The following is a 15,969-nucleotide window of genomic DNA, read 5'->3' as shown; positions in this document are numbered from 1 at the left end:
GAGGCCACAACAAAGCAATGGATTTTATACCATTGTGATTGTTGTGGCCTCTTTTTTTTATCCCCATTGGAGGTAATCATTGTGCAAATGTTAAAATTTTCAAGTTCAAATAGAAACACAATTCTAAAGGAAATGGCCGCAGAAGAATTTGATGTACTTGTCATCGGTGGAGGAATAACAGGCGCTGGAATCGCATTAGATGCCGTAACAAGGGGGATGAAAACGGCATTAGTAGAAATGCAGGATTTTGCTGCTGGGACATCTAGCCGATCAACGAAACTTGTTCACGGTGGTCTCAGGTATTTAAAACAATTCGAAGTGAAGATGGTCGCGGAAGTGGGGAAGGAACGAGCGATTGTTTATGAAAATGGCCCGCATGTAACGACACCAGAATGGATGCTCCTGCCAATGCATAAAGGTGGAACGTTTGGGAAATTCAGTACATCAATTGGACTACGAGTCTATGACTTTTTAGCAGACGTAAAAAAAAGTGAACGAAGAAAAATGCTTTCTCCGGATGATACCATTCAGAAAGAGCCGCTGATTAAAAGAGAGGGCTTAAAAGGCGGCGGTTATTATGTGGAATATCGTACTGATGACGCCCGGTTAACTGTCGAAGTTATAAAAGAAGCTGTGGAGCATGGTGCCAAAGCAGTAAATTATTCAAAAGTAATCGAGTTTATTTATCAAGATGGTAAGGTGATTGGTGCTAAAGTTGAGGATCTATTAACTGGTACCGTTCATGATATTTACGCAAAACGCATCATAAATGCCACTGGCCCTTGGGTTGATTCCCTCCGCGACAAAGATAAGTCGTTAGCTGGAAAAAAACTGCGGCTGACAAAAGGGGTCCATTTGGTAATTGATCAGTCGAGATTTCCCCTAAAACAAGCTGTGTATTTTGATACAGCTGATGGCCGCATGGTTTTTGCCATTCCAAGGGATGGGAAAACGTATGTGGGGACAACAGACACCTATTATGGCAACGATCCGATTTATCCAAAAATGACGGAAGCTGACAGAGATTACATTCTTAATGCCATTCATTATATGTTTCCAAGCGTTTCCATTAAGGCAGAGGATATTGAATCTAGCTGGGCAGGGGTAAGACCGCTGATTTATGAAGAAGGCAAGGATCCCTCTGAAATTTCGCGAAAAGATGAAATATGGGTTTCGAATTCCGGTCTGATTACCATCGCAGGCGGGAAGCTGACGGGATACAGAAAAATGGCGGAAACGGTGGTGGACTTGATCGCAAAACAGAGCGGACATTTTCAAGCTTGCCAAACCAAACATTTACCTATATCCGGTGGTCATGTTGATGGGGCTAGTAACTTTGCTTCCTTTGTTGAAAAAAAGGAAAAGGATGGGGAGTTAAGAGGATTTACAAAGGAACAATATCGCAAATTAGTTCATCGCTATGGTTCCAATATTGATCGGATTTTTGACATTGCGAAAAGGTATGACCCCAATAACAAGTTTGGTTTGCCGGTTGAGGTGTTTGTTCAAATTGTTTATTCGTTAGAGGATGAAATGACAGTAAAACCAGTCGACTTTTTTATCCGTCGAACAGGAGCTTTATTTTTTGATATTCACTGGGTAGTAGAATGGAAAGATGCCATTCTCGACTATATGGAAAATGCGCTTGGATGGACGGTGGAGGAGAAGACCCGATTCAAGGAAGAGTTAGAAACAGCCTTAAAGGATGCGATCCATCCGATTCCGAATGAATGATGTGAGTTATTCTCGCAGTGCATTCCCAATGTTAACCTAATTTTTGGAGGATTGAAAAACTAATCAAACGTTTGATTAAATAAGTGACGGGCTTGGAATATAAGGAAAAGTCCTAACATATTATTTACCATATCAAACGTTTGATAGTTATATTTCGTGGCAGGTATATGGTGACGACCATAATTCCGACTTAATTCATTGGAATATCTGGATTACAATTTTTCCGAATTTGAAGGAGGATGGATAGTATGAATTTCTTGCTGATCCTCGTCAATGTAGCTGTTCTGTTATTACTCATGTTTGGATTATTTACGATGCAAAAGAAGCATGTTTCTTTTTCCAAGCGTGTTTTTAGTGCGTTAGGTTTAGGTATTATCTTTGGTTTTCTCATTCATCTTATTTATGGCACGACACATGAAGTAACGACAGGTTCAATCGATTGGTTTAACATTGTCGGGAATGGCTATGTGAAGCTATTACAAATGGTAGTCATGCCGCTGATATTTGTCTCCATTGTCGGCGCTTTTACAAAGTTAAAGCTTACGAAAAATATTGGAAAAATAAGTTTTCTTGTCATCGGCATCCTGCTAGCAACGACTGCCGTCTCTGCGGCGATTGGAATTGGCTCTGCATTGGGATTTGGTCTTGATGGTGTCCAGTTAACTGAAGGAGAAGCGGAGGCAGCTCGTAATGCCCAGTTAGAGGAACGAGTTACTGGGATAGAAAATATGACGCTCCCACAACAAATTATTGAGTTAATCCCAAGCAATCCATTTCAGGATTTAACGGGAGCACGCGCGACATCGACGATTGCTGTTGTTATTTTTGCTGTGTTTATTGGAATTGCTTATCTTGGGGTTAAGCGCAAAGACCCTGAAACAGGAGAATTTTTTGCTAAGATCATTGATACGATCTACTCAGTTGTCATGAGGGTAGTCACACTAATCTTACGTCTAACGCCATACGGAATTCTTGCCATCATCACAAGAGTTACAGCAACAAGTGACTATGCGGCGATTGCGAAATTAGGTAAGTTTGTGATTGCCTCCTATGTGGCGCTCATTTTGGTGTTCATTGTCCATTTACTACTATTATCCTTTGCTAAACTAAGTCCTGTAAATTATGTGAAAAAAGGGCTGCCAACCTTGACCTTTGCCTTCACGTCACGGACTAGTGCAGGAACCTTACCAATGACCATTAAAACGCAAACGAAAGACTTTGGTGTATCAGAAGGGATTGCAAATTTTGCAGGGTCGTTTGGACTTACCATTGGTCAAAACGGATGTGCAGGTGTTTATCCGGCAATGTTAGCTGTGATGGTTGCCCCGGCCGCCGGGGTGGATCCTACGAGTATATCCTTTATCTTAACTCTCATTCTTGTGGTAGCGATTAGCTCATTTGGTGTAGCAGGTGTAGGTGGCGGTGCGACCTTCGCGGCATTAATCGTTTTATCTGTCATGAACCTTCCGGTTGCGATTGTTGGTTTGCTCATCTCAGTTGAGCCTCTTATAGACATGGGACGTACGGCTCTTAATGTCAGCGGAGCAATGACATCCGGTATATTAACCAGTAAAGTAACAGGTGAATTTGAAAACGAAGTCTATAAACAGCCGGACATTGTAGAAGCATAACAAAACAGGAAACAAAGGTTTAGGGCTTTTTCGCATAGCGGAGGAGTCCTTTTTTTGCAGCATAGAAATGGACTGGTTTTCAATTTATTTTTAATTTAAAATACTTGAATTCAAGATAAATTCAAAGTACACTGTAATCATAGGTGATTGAATTCGAATGAATGGTATGTATGATAACCATACTTAAATAAAAGACAAATTTCTTATACAACTGATTGAAAGAAAGGATGAGGAGAAAATGGATCAATTTCATCAAGCTCCAAATATATATGTCGGAGAGGTCAATATTAAGGTGAAAAATCTCGATTATTCACTTATTTTTTATCAAAATATTATGGGGTTTCAAGTGTTGGAAAAATCAGAGTGTAAAGCGGTCTTAACGACCGATGGAAAAAAGCCATTACTAACGCTAGAGCAGCCAAAGGAGGTTGTGGTGAAAACAGGTCGTACGTCAGGCCTGTATCACTTTGCCATTTTACTGCCATCACGAGCAGATTTAGCGGTCTTTTTACGACACATGGTCCAAACTGGATATCCGCTCGGTGCCGCAGACCATTATGTAAGTGAGGCGTTATACCTTAATGATCCGGACGGCAATGGGATTGAAGTGTACCGGGACCGCCCTTCTTCAGAATGGAAATGGAACAACGGTTTAGTCGAAATGGCCACCGAAGAGCTTGATGGCAATGGAATTATTGCAGAAAGTGAGGCGGAATGGATCGGTTTACCAGCAGGTACACTCATGGGTCACATTCACCTGCATGTCAGCAATTTGCAAAAAGCCGAGGAGTTTTATACAAAAGGGCTGGGTTTTGAGATAGTTAGTTACTATCCACAAGCGGCATTCCTATCAACAGGTAGATACCATCATCATATTGCCATCAATACTTGGCAGGGAGAAGGGGCTGCCACTCCCCCGAAAAACAGTGTAGGGTTAAATTGGTACACGCTCGTTTTCCCTGATACGACAGCAAGAGAGAAAGCCTTGAGCCAACTAAAACAAATAGGTGCACCAATTATGAAAGAAGCCGATTACTTTATAACAGAAGACCCTTCAGGTAATCAAATTCGGTTAATATTATAAAACAGTATAGGGTGTCAGGCACCACCCGTGGACATTTGTCCACGAGTGGTGCCTGACACCCATTTATTGTTACTGTTTTTCGTCTGCTTCTTTGGCTCTTTTTACGCCCTTGCTGACATATGGTTTGGCGCTTTTGGCTTTTTTGACTCCGGCCTGCCAACGAGTCCAGCCCTTTTTGCCGGTTCCTCGACCTGTCCCGCCTTTCCCTTTTGCACTACCCATTTAACCACTCCATTACTCATGTACGTACATCCAACCGTGTTGGTTAGATTAACAAGTTTAACACAGTTCACCCGAGATTTCCCCTTGAAATATTCGTTTGTTAATGAGTGAAAAATCCTAAGGCGTATTTAATTCCTTCTTCAATATTGCTTGTTTCATATCCCGCTAAGTCTTCATGGGTTACTTCTAACTTTGTTCTTACTAAGGAATAGCCGCTGTCTAGTTCGATATCCAGGAGTACTTCATATCCTAAGGCGTTTTGAGTTATTTCAATAATGTCATATTCGCGAATCGCTGTCCCTGTTTCGTATTCGAATGGTTCTAATTCAGACATGAGAACAATACCTCCAAATGTATTTGGTTCTAGCTATTATTATTTCCAGAGTTGTGAATAACCTTCGTGAGTAGGATCATTTTCTTTTTAGCAATTTCAGCCTATTAAAGGATTGCCTCTATGCTAAAAGGAATTACTAAGAAGATGGCGAATTAGAATGAGTGGTTTATTTTCCTATACGGAGGTAATAACATGGATTTGGATACATTATATATAATCGATCAAAAAGATAGTTTAGGGTTGGAGTTCAGTAAATTGGTGTCGATGATGAATTATACAAGGTACACTACGATTGAAACGGTAAAGGGACTTACTGTGGAAGAGTTAGACTTCCTTTTTGATGAGGAGGCAAATTCAATCGGAATGCTGTTGGCTCATTTGGCTGCGGTCGAAAAGGCTTATCAAGTTGAAACGTTTGAAAATCGTGATCTAAATGAGAAAGAGCTAAGCATTTTACTTCCCGCGCTAGACTTAGGAAGTCTTGGGAGAGAAATGATTAAAGGCAATAGCATTGATCATTACTTGGAGCAAATGGGCGAAGCACGGAATGCAACCATCGAAATGTTTAAAACGCTTCCTGATGAATGGTTATATGAACAAACGCCGTTTTGGCATGATCGCCATGCGAATAATTTCTTTAAATGGTTCCATGTGTTTGAAGATGAACTGAGTCATAGAGGTCAGATTCGTCTAATCAGAAAAATGCTTAATAAACGTAAACAAACGCTGAAAAAAGCCGTGGATAATTGAATAGAGGGCTGTGATTTTTAATGTGTTTAATACTTTTTGCTTATCAAGTCCATCCAATCTACAAGCTCATTGTGGCAGCAAACCGAGATGAATTCCTAGGGAGACCTACTTCCCCGGTACATTTCTGGGAAGACCAGCCTGACATCCTGGCCGGAAGGGATTTAGAAAAAAAGGGTACCTGGATGGGGGTTACAACAGGTGGGCGGTTTGCGGCGTTGACCAATTATCGTGACCCAAAGGAAGCAACGGATGGAAAGCGCTCACGGGGTGAATTGGTTACTGAAGCCTTGAAACACAAGGGAAATCTAAAGGCTTATATGGAAGACCTTGGAGGACGAAAGGACCTGTATCCAGGCTATAACTTATTGGCCGGTGATGGAAATGAACTATTTTATTTTTCAAATAAAGGGCATGAACTGAAAAAGATTGTTCCTGGGATTTATGGTGTCAGCAATCACTTACTAAATACTGACTGGCCAAAGGTTCAAAAAGGAAAGGAAGGATTGGCCAAAATTATCAATGGAGAAGAGGATGGACTAGTATCGGAACTTTTGGACATGCTTCAAAATACAGACCAAGCACCGGACGAACTTCTTCCACACACTGGAGTTTCATTAGAATGGGAAAGAAGGCTTTCGCCATTGTTTATAAAAAGTGAGAACTACGGGACCAGGAGTTCAACCGTCATGTTGATGTCGGACAAAGAAATTCACTACGTGGAGCGAGTCTTCGCTATGGAGGGTATAAGTGAACAGCAATTTACGGTAAAATTGTAAAATTTGGTGTCAGGCACCTTAGAAAGGCACCGTTTTAAACGGTGCCTTTCTCATGAGAATTCCTTATCCACTAAGACTTCAGACCAAAGACTCTGATCGAAAACTTTTTCCTCACCATATGCCAGTGTAATCACGGCTGTTTTTGAATAATCCTTTAATAGTTCTTTTAATTCCTTATCTTTATCAATCATAAAATCAACAACTGGAAAAGCCCTTAACAATTGAGTTAATGATTCAGGAGAGGCTGCTGTTTCATTTGTTGGAAAGGTATGACTAGGAATCACATATTTAACTTTCAGTAGTTTTTTAACAGCGTATGCTGCTTCTCTCGGCCCCATTGTAAAATGGCCAGATGAGGAGAGGATTGCAATGTCAGGCTCATACACATCTTGAATTAACTTCATATCGTACATCAATGCCGTATCGCCTGAATGGTAAACCGTATAATCATCCTTAAAATCAAAAATATAACCTGCCGCCTCACCGGCATAGACGGGAGGACCTTGGGTTTCTCCATAGGAAGAGGTATGTTTTGCCTGGACCATCGTGACAGTTACATCTTCAAAGGAAACGGAACCTCCCAGATTAATAGGAAGCACATTCTTCATTCCTTGCTTCAGAAGGATAAGTGCTAACTCATATTGAGCCACAATCATAACATCGGGTTTGTGCTCGACCAACTTCGTAAGTCCGCTAGTATGATCGAAATGGCCGTGGGTTAGAAATACACAATCAATGGATTGGTAGAAATCAGCCGTATCTAAATGCGGTGGAAAGCCGGGATTTAAATCAAAAAAAGGATCAATGAGATACTTTTTTTCTGTTTCACTTTTTAAAACATACATGGCATGCCCAAGCCGTGATATTTTCAGCAGAAACACCTCCAAAACTCTAAATTAGCACATCTTAATCCATTTTATTTTTTTACGTTGGTAATAAGAACTTGGTATGAGATTTTCTCATGAGATAAATTCCTGTCGATTTTGTTCATCGATAACATTTGTGTAATGCCAAATAAGATCTTCAAAAATCTGATCCCATCTCTGTGTCAATGCATAATCCCTTCCTGCGCTTCCCATTTGTTCACGTAGTCCGTCATTCCTCAAAAGCTTAATAATCGCATCGCTAAATTCCAGTGCATTACCAGGTCTACATAAATACCCCGTAACTCCGGCTTTAATGATATTCTTAACACCCCCAGCTTTCGCACCTATAACAGGTGTTCCACTAGCAAGGGACTCTAAAACAACATTTCCAAATGTCTCTGTGGGTGAAGGGAAAACGAATAAATCAGATGCTGAATAGACTTCTGCCAAGCATCTCCCAGTTAAGAATCCAGTAAAGGTCATATTTCCTGCAGCTTGTGCTTCCAATTCCTTTCGTAATGGACCGTCCCCAACAATTAACCAATGTATTTTCTCTTTTATTTCAGCTGGGAGTGATTTAGCGATAGTTAATAGTGTCCTTATATCCTTTTCAGGGGCTAATCTGCCTACATATGTAAGCAGATATCTTTCTTCTATAGAGTAAAGGTTACGAACTGCATTTTTATCATAATGAGGGTGAAAAAGCTGGCAATCTACGCCTCTTGGCCAAATTTCTAAATTTGAAAATCCATGGTGCTTTAATTGTAGGTGGGTTTCAAGTGAGGGGACGAAGAGTTTTTTACAGGTTTGATGAAACCAGTGCATGTAATTCCAATGAATCTTTGAAAGAAAATGAAGGTGATAATGGTGTAAATAATCTTCAAAATTGGTGTGATAGGAACCGACAAGCGGTATGTTTAATTTCTTTGCAAAATAAACACCACAAAGGCCGATATTAAAAGGAGTGGCAACATGAATTAGATCTGGAGAGAAAGCTTTTAATTCCGATTGAATATGAAGAAGGTTTGGAAAAGCCAAGCGGCATTCTGGGTATAAGAAAAAAGATAGGCTTTTAAAAAGATGGATATTAGTAGAATGATATTCATTGGAATATGAGCGAGGTGCAAAAATCTTAAAGGCAATGCCTTGGGCCTCTAAATAATTAGTTAACCGTTTAAGTGTCCTGGCAACCCCGTTGATATCAGGATGAAAGGTATCTGTGAAAATGGCAATTTTCATAAAATCCCTCCTTATCGTAATCCTCATAACCACAATAAACAGAAGCAAAGGCTCCCCGTAAGTGAACCGAGTATCCCCCCAGCAATTACATCAGAAGGATAGTGAAGGCCTAAGTAAATTCTGGATATGCCCACAAAAAGCCCTAAAGGGATCAAGATAAAGGAAAGGTGAGGTATGAATAAGACATATGGAATGATAACGGAAAAAATGGCAGTGGTATGTCCCGATGGAAAAGAATGATCTTGTAATGGATTTTCAGGGACCTTTGTTTTTTCTATGATTAAATAAGGTCTTTTTCGGGGAAACAGCAGTTTTACAAAGTGTACAGGTATGTGACTTGCGGATAAAGCAAGTGCACTGGCTATGGCAATCAACCTAGCCTCCCGCGGCGAAAACATGATGAGAAGTAAAGTTGCAGCAATCGTAAATCTTGCCCCACCAAGGTGCGTCACCATGCGGAAAAAAAGATTTAATACACTTTTATCAAAATGACGATTCACCTGCTGAAATAATCGGCATTCGAAGCCATAAAACAATTGTAATATTCTCATCAATGCCCATTCCCCTTTATAAAGTATTCATTATCAACCAATCATTTGCTTTGCTTTACTTAATTGTATATGGGAATGATAAGATTTTTTCTTAATTTAATGTTAAATGAGTGTAAAGGATTTGTAATGGTTAGAAAATCCTCTGATTTAAATAATTTTCCAGGAAAAAAATGTTTTTGTAATGAAATTAGGGAGGGATTCTCTTTTCTTTTTTAATATAATTCTTTCAATAATTAGATGGCTCTTTTAAATAGATATATCATAGAATCAGTATTGTAAGCGTTACCATATAATCTGATAAGTCGTAAGTTTCAGAAATATTTAAATAAATAGAATAATATACTAGACGAAAGAGATTAATTGTACTAAAATAATATTTAATAAATCACCTAGACAATCCAATCGTTGTTCATGTTAGATAATCTATCAATCTACGATGTGATTTGTCAGAAAAAATAGAAAAAAGGGGTCCTTATGATGAAAAAGAATTGGGCAAAAATGTTTATGGCCTCCACTTTATTGGCGGGAGTGCTTGCAGGGTGTTCTGGAGCAAAAGAAAGTTCAAATTCAGGTGGCGATAGTAAAACCATTAAAGTTGGTGTAAACCTAGAGTTATCCGGTGGGGTTGCTTCTTACGGGGAGTCACTTGAAAACGGAATTGATATTGCAGTTGATGAAATCAACAAAAAGGGCGGAATAAAGGGCAAAAAGATCGAGCTTGTTAAAGTAGATAACAAGTCAGAGGCTGCTGAAGCTACAAACGGTGCGATTAAGTTAACCAGCCAAGACAAAGTAACAGCGATTATTGGTGCAGCAACAAGCGGTAACACCGTAGCACAGGCACAAATCGCAAATGATACGAAAACAATCCTATTAACTCCATCAGGGACAAGTCCGAACGTAACTGTAGCGGATAATGGAAAATTAAACGAATATGTTTTCCGTACATCATTTATTGATCCATTCCAAGGAATTGTAGCTGCTAATTTTGCTTCAAAGGAATTGAAATTAAATAATGCGGCAATCTTTGCAGATAGTGCCAGCGATTATGCTAAAGGTTTAGCAGCGTCATTTAAAGAAACTTACGAAAAGGCAGGCGGCAAGGTTGTTGCTGAGGAAGCTTATGTTGCAAAAGATACAGACTTCCGTGCGACATTAACTCGTATTAAGGCTAAAAATCCACAATTCATCTTTATTCCTGGATACTATGAAGAAGTTGGATTAATTGTAAAACAAGCTCGTGAATTAGGAATCACTGTTCCGTTAATGGGTGCAGATGGCTGGGATTCACCGAAGTTAGTTGAGTTAGCTGGAGCTGACGCGTTAAATAATACATTTATCACAAACCATTACACATCTGGAGATCCAGATGAAACAATCCAAAAGTTTGTAACGACATATAAAGAAAAGTTCAATGGAGAATCTCCTAATGCATTTAATGCACTTGGCTATGATACTGTCTATCTATTAGCTGATGCGATCGAGCGTGCGGGTGGTACAGATACAACTAAGATTAAAGAAGCATTAGAGAAAACAAAAGATTTATCTAGGATTACTGGTACGATTACGATTGATAAAGACCACAATCCAGTTAAATCAGCAACTGTCTTAGAATATAAAGATGGTAAACAAGTATTTAACACAAAAGTAAATCCGTAAGACCAAAAAGTGAAATGGAAGGACGATCCCTTCTGTTTCACTTTTTTATTTATTGGTTAGATTCAGAATAGTTGTGATACAATTGACTTAGCATCAGGTGCTAATATCAGGTATTCATTAATAGACGGCCAAATAATTCGCGAATTTTAAAAAGGGCATAAATGGACCATTTTCGCCTTTTAAGAATGTTTGTACGGGAAACTAACGAAATTTACAATTACGGAGGATTATGATGTTAACAAATGATTTAGACTTTCGATTGGAGCCTAAACTTATAGATTTATATGAAGAACATAAAAAGCGATCTGAAAAAATAGATTGGGGTTATCATGACTACTTACCGTGGGATAAGGCAATGGATTTCAGGCGTGTTCCCTGGGATGAAAGTCAGGTCACACTGCCCGCGTCGATTATAACGGCGGTTGAAACCGCCCTTTTAACCGAAGTAAACTTGCCATGGTTTACTTCGCATCTAGATCAAACATTTAAGGGTTCATTATCGGTTATAAAAGATTTTGTCCATACTTGGACAGCAGAGGAAGACCAGCATTCAAACCTGATTGAAACGTATTTATTAATTACTCGTAATGTAGACCCGAAGCGGCTCCACCACTTACACAAACAAACCGTTGAGAATGGCTGGAACCCTGATTATCACACGCCGTTTGAAACCATGGTATATACCTCGTTACAAGAACTGGCAACGATGGTTTTTTACTATAACGTTGCGAAAGTAGCTGGTTCACATGATAAAGATTTAGCTAGTCTGCTCCGCCGTCTTGCAAAAGATGAAACGTTGCATTATGCCTTTTATCGAGATGTGATTAAATTTCATCTCCAATTGGAACCTAATTACTGTTATCATTTAGGACATGTTATTAAGAACTTTCAAATGCCTGGTACAGTAATGCCTGATTTCGAAGATCGCATGGCGATTATTGCAAAAGAGGCAAACTACGGTCCATTGGAATATTTCGATCAAGTTCTAGATGTGATTGTTGATTATTGGGAGTTGGAAAAATTAAGACCGATTGCACCAGAAGCCGAAAAAGCTAGACTGGACATTTTAAAATACCACGCCCGGTTGAAAAAAGTACGAGATCGTTTTTATAAAAATAAATAAGGTACGTCCGAATGGAAAGGAAAATATATCCGGTTCAATCAAAGGTATAAAGGGTTGACAATAAAAATAGAATTTATTATTCTTTAGCAATAGTAATTTAATAAATACTTTCGTATAACTCCAATGATATGGTTTGGAGGTCTCTACCAGGAACCTATAAATTCCTGATTACGAAGAAGATACATGAATTTGTATTTTCTTCGTAATCAGGAATTTTTTTTATTTTCTTAACAATTAGGAGGTAATTATCGATGAATTTTGCAACTTTACCTAAAATAGAACTTCACTGCCATTTAGATGGCAGTCTTAGACCGGAAACCATCCTTGATATTGCAAAGAGAGATGGAATCAGTCTGCCTTCGATGAATAGGGACGATATTCTAAAAGAACTCATCGCTCCATTAGAATGCGAATCCCTTGATGAATATTTAGAGAAATTTTCTATACCTAATTTAGTTATGCAGTCAGAGGAAAATCTTAGAAGGATCACCTTTGAACTTTTTGAGGATGCAGCCCGTGAAAATGTGAAATACATGGAGGTAAGATTTGCTCCGTTACTTCATACAGCAGGGGGATTAGACGTTGAAGAGATCATCCAAGCGGTCTTAACTGGAATAAAGGAGGCTGAAAAGCAATATGAGATAAAGGGGAACTTGATTCTTTCTTGCATGAGGACAATGTCTGCTTCCCGTGCTTTTGAGGTTGTAGAGAAGGGAAGGAGATTCCTTGGCGAAGGTGTAGTTGCAATTGATTTATGTGCATCGGAAGAGGAAGGGTTTTGTGGGAAATTCGTAGAACCGATTGCCTTAGCTAGAGAATATGGTTATCGAGTAACCATCCATGCAGGTGAAACGGGCGTAGGGAAAAACGTATTAGAGGCAGTTGAACTTTTGGGAGCAGAGAGAATTGGCCATGGTGTATTTATAAAGGACTGTGGTGAGGCATATAACATCGTGAAAGAAAAGCAAGTTGTGCTCGAAATGTGTCCAACAAGTAATGTGCAAACAAAAGCGGTGAACCAGTTTAGCGATCATCCCATTTATCAATTTCATAAAGATGGAGTCAAGGTAACTGTTAATACAGACAACCGAACCGTTTCAGATACTACCATGGCAAATGAATGTGACATCGTATTTAAAGAATTTAATATAAGCGAAAATGACTATAAGCAAATTTACCTTACTAGTGTGGAAGCAAGCTTTGCCGACTGCGAAACAAAAGAAATGCTGAAGAAGTATATAACTGGATGAAAAGAAGAATGAAGGGTGTCAGGCACCATGTTCACATGGTGCCTGACACCCTTTTTGTCTTTTTTAAGTAAACTTGAAGATTGTGATGCTAGATAGGGTTCCTAGAGATGATTTTACTTCTTATAAAATCAATCGCAAAGGAGATAATAGAATGAAAATTTTATTAGTAGAGGACGATTACCGTCTGACAGACGTTAATTAAATGAAGGTCTAACATTTTAAGAACCATCCTTCTTCAATGGTTATATTGCTTCGTTTACATATTCCGCGGCTGCGTCTTTTTCTAAAAGGCCGACCTGGATGAGACCATTGAGAATCCCATGTTTAGAAGATGTTGTGGTAATTAGATCGGCTGCGGCCTTTGCTTCAGGAACCCCATTGCCCATGGCGATCCCCGTACCAATCATGGATAACATCTCCGAATCATTTAAACCATCGCCGAATGCAAAACAGTTCTCGTGATTGATATCTACGAATTCAAGCAGTTTGCGAATACCAACCGCTTTTGAGGCCCCTTTTGGCAGGAAATCATAAGCATAATCATGCCACTTGACGAAGTCTAAATCAGGAAAATGGTCGACGTATTGATATTTGTCCTCGTGGTTGCAGTAAAGATGTCCCTGAAATATTGGCCGATTTATATAAAATGAATTGTCAACTATAGGATAAGGCATCATTAATGAATCGAAACTCGATTCAATAAAGGGATGGTTTTCTTTGCTGACTTTAAAATCATCGTGGCTGCAGTAGGCAAGGGCATGGCCGTTGATTGCTGTCAAAGTGGAAATCGACTGAAGCAGCTCAGGATTAATTGGATTGGCATAAATTTCTTGTCCTTCATATACAACATATTGTCCGTTCATGGAAATGAAAGAACTAATATTCAATTCTTTTTGAATCCAAGAAAACATCTTCGGCACACGACCAGTGGCAATTACCGTGTGCACTCCTTTTTCCTGAAGTAAACGAACGGCTTTTTTTGTGGAATCTGGAATCACTTTATTCTCGTTAAGTAATGTACCGTCAATATCAAAAAACACCATAGGTTGTTTCATTTTCTATCCCTCCATTTAATCACAACAGGTCGTTACGCTCAGGGAATACTGATAACGCCGACCTAATGTTGTGAGTTCTTGCAAAAACAGAATAGTTTATGAAACGCGTTTCAGGTCAAGGGGATTGAAAAAATAATTTCTGTTTTTTTATTAGGTACGGAGAGTGAAGAAGATAGAAACAATCAATTCGCGAGAATCAAACGGTATTCCGTTCAATTAATGTTACGGGGATTTCGTCTTGGGAAATCTCCTCATATTTGTGGATTCCTTGTAAAAATAGTTTCCTGCCCATCTCCTCAAGTGGAATTTCAATCGTTGTGATACTCATCGTTTTTGCGATAGGTTGATTGTTGAACCCGATAAGTGCAAGATTATCTGGTATAGTAACACCTAGATTTTTTGCACAGGTAACAATCCCAGCTGCAACATCATCGCTTGTCACCAATAAGGCTGTTGGTGGTTGGGGCATCTTTCTAATCTGCTCCACTACCTTTTCTCCATCCTCGAATTGGAGACAATCCTCAAAAATATAGGAAGGATTATAGGATAAACGATTGGTTTCTAAAAAATCCTTATACGCTAATTCTCTGTTTTTACTATTAGTACCTGATTTACGCCCAATGCAATAACCAATTTTTTCGTGACCTTTTTGATAGAGGTAATCTAATGCAAATAGGAAACTTTTATAGTGATCCACAAATGTGGAGGATACTTTTTTTCCTCTGGTATCCTCGCATAAAATGATTGGTCCAAAAGGCAAATACGTTTCAATTTGGCTCCATGTGGATATTCTCGAGCAAATAATTAACGCATCAATCTGCTTTTGTTTTAACGTTTGTAATGCATCTAATTCTCGGCTTTCCACGTAGTTAGTCTGAAATATAACCAAATTGTAATTGTGCTTTAACGCTTCGTTTGCGATTCCTTTCATTAATAGGGCAAAGTAAAGGTGATCGATAAAAGGAACTACCACACCTACAAGGAAAGTCTTGCCCGTACTTAAATGGACGGCATTAATATTTTGTTGGTAATTACTACGCCTAATCGCCTCTAAAACGGCATTCCTTTTTTCGTCACTTACATACGGATGATTATTCAACACCCGAGAAACAGTGGTTACAGAAACGCCTGCCATCTTTGCCAAATCTTTAATATTTGTCATTCCATTACCTTCCTAAGCGGTGCCTGACACCATGTAAACTGCATGGCGATCCCGCGTTTTCTGTTCAATTTATAATGTTATATTATAACCGAAGTGTATTAAAGAATCAGCGGTGCACTAGAGCTGAGTCAATGTTTTAATGATGGAATAGTTATCTTATAAAAGAAAATAATATATTTTGTAGAATAATAGTTGACTTTAAAGATACATGTATAGTAATATAGTAAATCTGATGAGGGAACAGTATATGAAACTTAGATGTTTCTTAGAAATATAATCCTTCACCAGTTGACAAAAGTTAATGTGGTTGATATGATAGATCTCGCTGATTCAGAAAAAATATTATTTAAAAATAATGTTTGACTTTCTGGTGATGAGATGATAAACTATAAACCTGTCACAAAATAGTTCTTTGAAAACTAAACAAAGCAGAAACGTCAACAAAATTTTATTAGTGAATCTTTCAAAAAAAGTGAAGCTAAGCCAACGTAACAAATGAGCTAATCAACTTTCTTGGAGAGTTTGATCCTGGC

The 15,969-nt window shown here is 38.9% G+C and carries 15 protein-coding genes and 1 riboswitch; of the genes, 8 read left to right on the top strand and 7 right to left on the bottom strand.

What is annotated here, in order from left to right:
* Positions 1-87: 87 nt before the first annotated feature.
* The 3 genes from COJ96_RS00075 to COJ96_RS00065 all read left to right on the top strand — a co-directional run bounded on the left by COJ96_RS00075 (position 88) and on the right by COJ96_RS00065 (position 4,449).
* Positions 88-1,734 (top strand): glycerol-3-phosphate dehydrogenase/oxidase, encoded by a 1,647-nt coding sequence (locus tag COJ96_RS00075; protein WP_098571095.1) that lies wholly within the window; start codon positions 88-90, stop codon positions 1,732-1,734.
* A gap of 248 nt (positions 1,735-1,982) precedes the next feature.
* On the top strand, positions 1,983-3,365 hold the full coding sequence (locus COJ96_RS00070; protein WP_098570965.1) for an L-cystine transporter: 1,383 nt from the start codon (positions 1,983-1,985) through the stop codon (positions 3,363-3,365).
* Positions 3,366-3,603: 238 nt separating this feature from the next.
* Positions 3,604-4,449 carry a VOC family protein gene (locus COJ96_RS00065; RefSeq protein ID WP_098570964.1) on the top strand — a complete coding sequence of 282 codons (846 nt, stop codon included), beginning with the start codon at positions 3,604-3,606 and terminating at the stop codon, positions 4,447-4,449.
* Between the two features lie 69 nt (positions 4,450-4,518).
* Here the strand turns inward: COJ96_RS00065 and COJ96_RS00060 are convergent, their stop codons facing one another.
* Positions 4,519-4,671 (bottom strand): DUF3934 family protein, encoded by a 153-nt coding sequence (locus COJ96_RS00060; RefSeq protein WP_098570963.1) that lies wholly within the window; start codon positions 4,669-4,671, stop codon positions 4,519-4,521.
* Between the two features lie 100 nt (positions 4,672-4,771).
* Positions 4,772-5,005, bottom strand: a complete 234-nt coding sequence (locus COJ96_RS00055) for a hypothetical protein (protein ID WP_098570962.1) — start codon at positions 5,003-5,005, stop codon at positions 4,772-4,774.
* A 192-nt stretch (positions 5,006-5,197) separates the two neighbouring features.
* Between COJ96_RS00055 and COJ96_RS00050 the strand changes: the two genes are divergently transcribed.
* Both COJ96_RS00050 and COJ96_RS00045 read left to right on the top strand, forming a co-directional pair.
* Positions 5,198-5,755, top strand: a complete 558-nt coding sequence (locus COJ96_RS00050) for a DinB family protein (RefSeq protein ID WP_098570961.1) — start codon at positions 5,198-5,200, stop codon at positions 5,753-5,755.
* Between the two features lie 20 nt (positions 5,756-5,775).
* Positions 5,776-6,531: an NRDE family protein gene (locus COJ96_RS00045; protein WP_098570960.1), complete on the top strand. Its 756-nt coding sequence runs from the start codon at positions 5,776-5,778 to the stop codon at positions 6,529-6,531.
* Positions 6,532-6,581: 50 nt separating this feature from the next.
* Here the strand turns inward: COJ96_RS00045 and COJ96_RS00040 are convergent, their stop codons facing one another.
* From COJ96_RS00040 to COJ96_RS00030, 3 genes are all read right to left on the bottom strand, one after another.
* On the bottom strand, positions 6,582-7,412 hold the full coding sequence (locus COJ96_RS00040; protein ID WP_098570959.1) for a metal-dependent hydrolase: 831 nt from the start codon (positions 7,410-7,412) through the stop codon (positions 6,582-6,584).
* Between the two features lie 78 nt (positions 7,413-7,490).
* Positions 7,491-8,636, bottom strand: coding sequence for a glycosyltransferase family 4 protein (locus COJ96_RS00035; protein WP_098570958.1), 1,146 nt, complete (start codon positions 8,634-8,636; stop codon positions 7,491-7,493).
* A 23-nt stretch (positions 8,637-8,659) separates the two neighbouring features.
* Positions 8,660-9,187 carry a phosphatase PAP2 family protein gene (locus tag COJ96_RS00030; RefSeq protein WP_180229936.1) on the bottom strand — a complete coding sequence of 176 codons (528 nt, stop codon included), beginning with the start codon at positions 9,185-9,187 and terminating at the stop codon, positions 8,660-8,662.
* Between the two features lie 474 nt (positions 9,188-9,661).
* Between COJ96_RS00030 and COJ96_RS00025 the strand changes: the two genes are divergently transcribed.
* The 3 genes from COJ96_RS00025 to add all read left to right on the top strand — a co-directional run bounded on the left by COJ96_RS00025 (position 9,662) and on the right by add (position 13,219).
* Positions 9,662-10,846, top strand: coding sequence for an ABC transporter substrate-binding protein (locus COJ96_RS00025; protein ID WP_098570957.1), 1,185 nt, complete (start codon positions 9,662-9,664; stop codon positions 10,844-10,846).
* A 232-nt stretch (positions 10,847-11,078) separates the two neighbouring features.
* Positions 11,079-11,969 (top strand): acyl-ACP desaturase, encoded by an 891-nt coding sequence (locus tag COJ96_RS00020; RefSeq protein WP_098570956.1) that lies wholly within the window; start codon positions 11,079-11,081, stop codon positions 11,967-11,969.
* Between the two features lie 90 nt (positions 11,970-12,059).
* Positions 12,060-12,160, top strand: a riboswitch (purine riboswitch).
* 60 nt (positions 12,161-12,220) lie between these two features.
* Positions 12,221-13,219 (top strand): adenosine deaminase, encoded by a 999-nt coding sequence (gene add / locus COJ96_RS00015; protein WP_098570955.1) that lies wholly within the window; start codon positions 12,221-12,223, stop codon positions 13,217-13,219.
* 242 nt (positions 13,220-13,461) lie between these two features.
* Here the strand turns inward: add and COJ96_RS00010 are convergent, their stop codons facing one another.
* Both COJ96_RS00010 and COJ96_RS00005 read right to left on the bottom strand, forming a co-directional pair.
* Positions 13,462-14,274: a Cof-type HAD-IIB family hydrolase gene (locus COJ96_RS00010; RefSeq protein ID WP_098570954.1), complete on the bottom strand. Its 813-nt coding sequence runs from the start codon at positions 14,272-14,274 to the stop codon at positions 13,462-13,464.
* A gap of 196 nt (positions 14,275-14,470) precedes the next feature.
* A complete protein-coding gene (locus COJ96_RS00005; RefSeq protein WP_098570953.1) occupies positions 14,471-15,436 on the bottom strand; it encodes a LacI family DNA-binding transcriptional regulator in 966 nt (321 codons plus the stop codon).
* Between the last annotated feature and the right edge of the window lie 533 nt (positions 15,437-15,969).

Origin of the sequence: Bacillus sp. AFS073361, from assembly GCF_002567005.1 — a bacterium.
Classification (GTDB): Bacteria; Bacillota; Bacilli; order Bacillales; family Cytobacillaceae; genus Neobacillus.
This window is presented reverse-complemented; position numbering and strand designations above follow the sequence as displayed.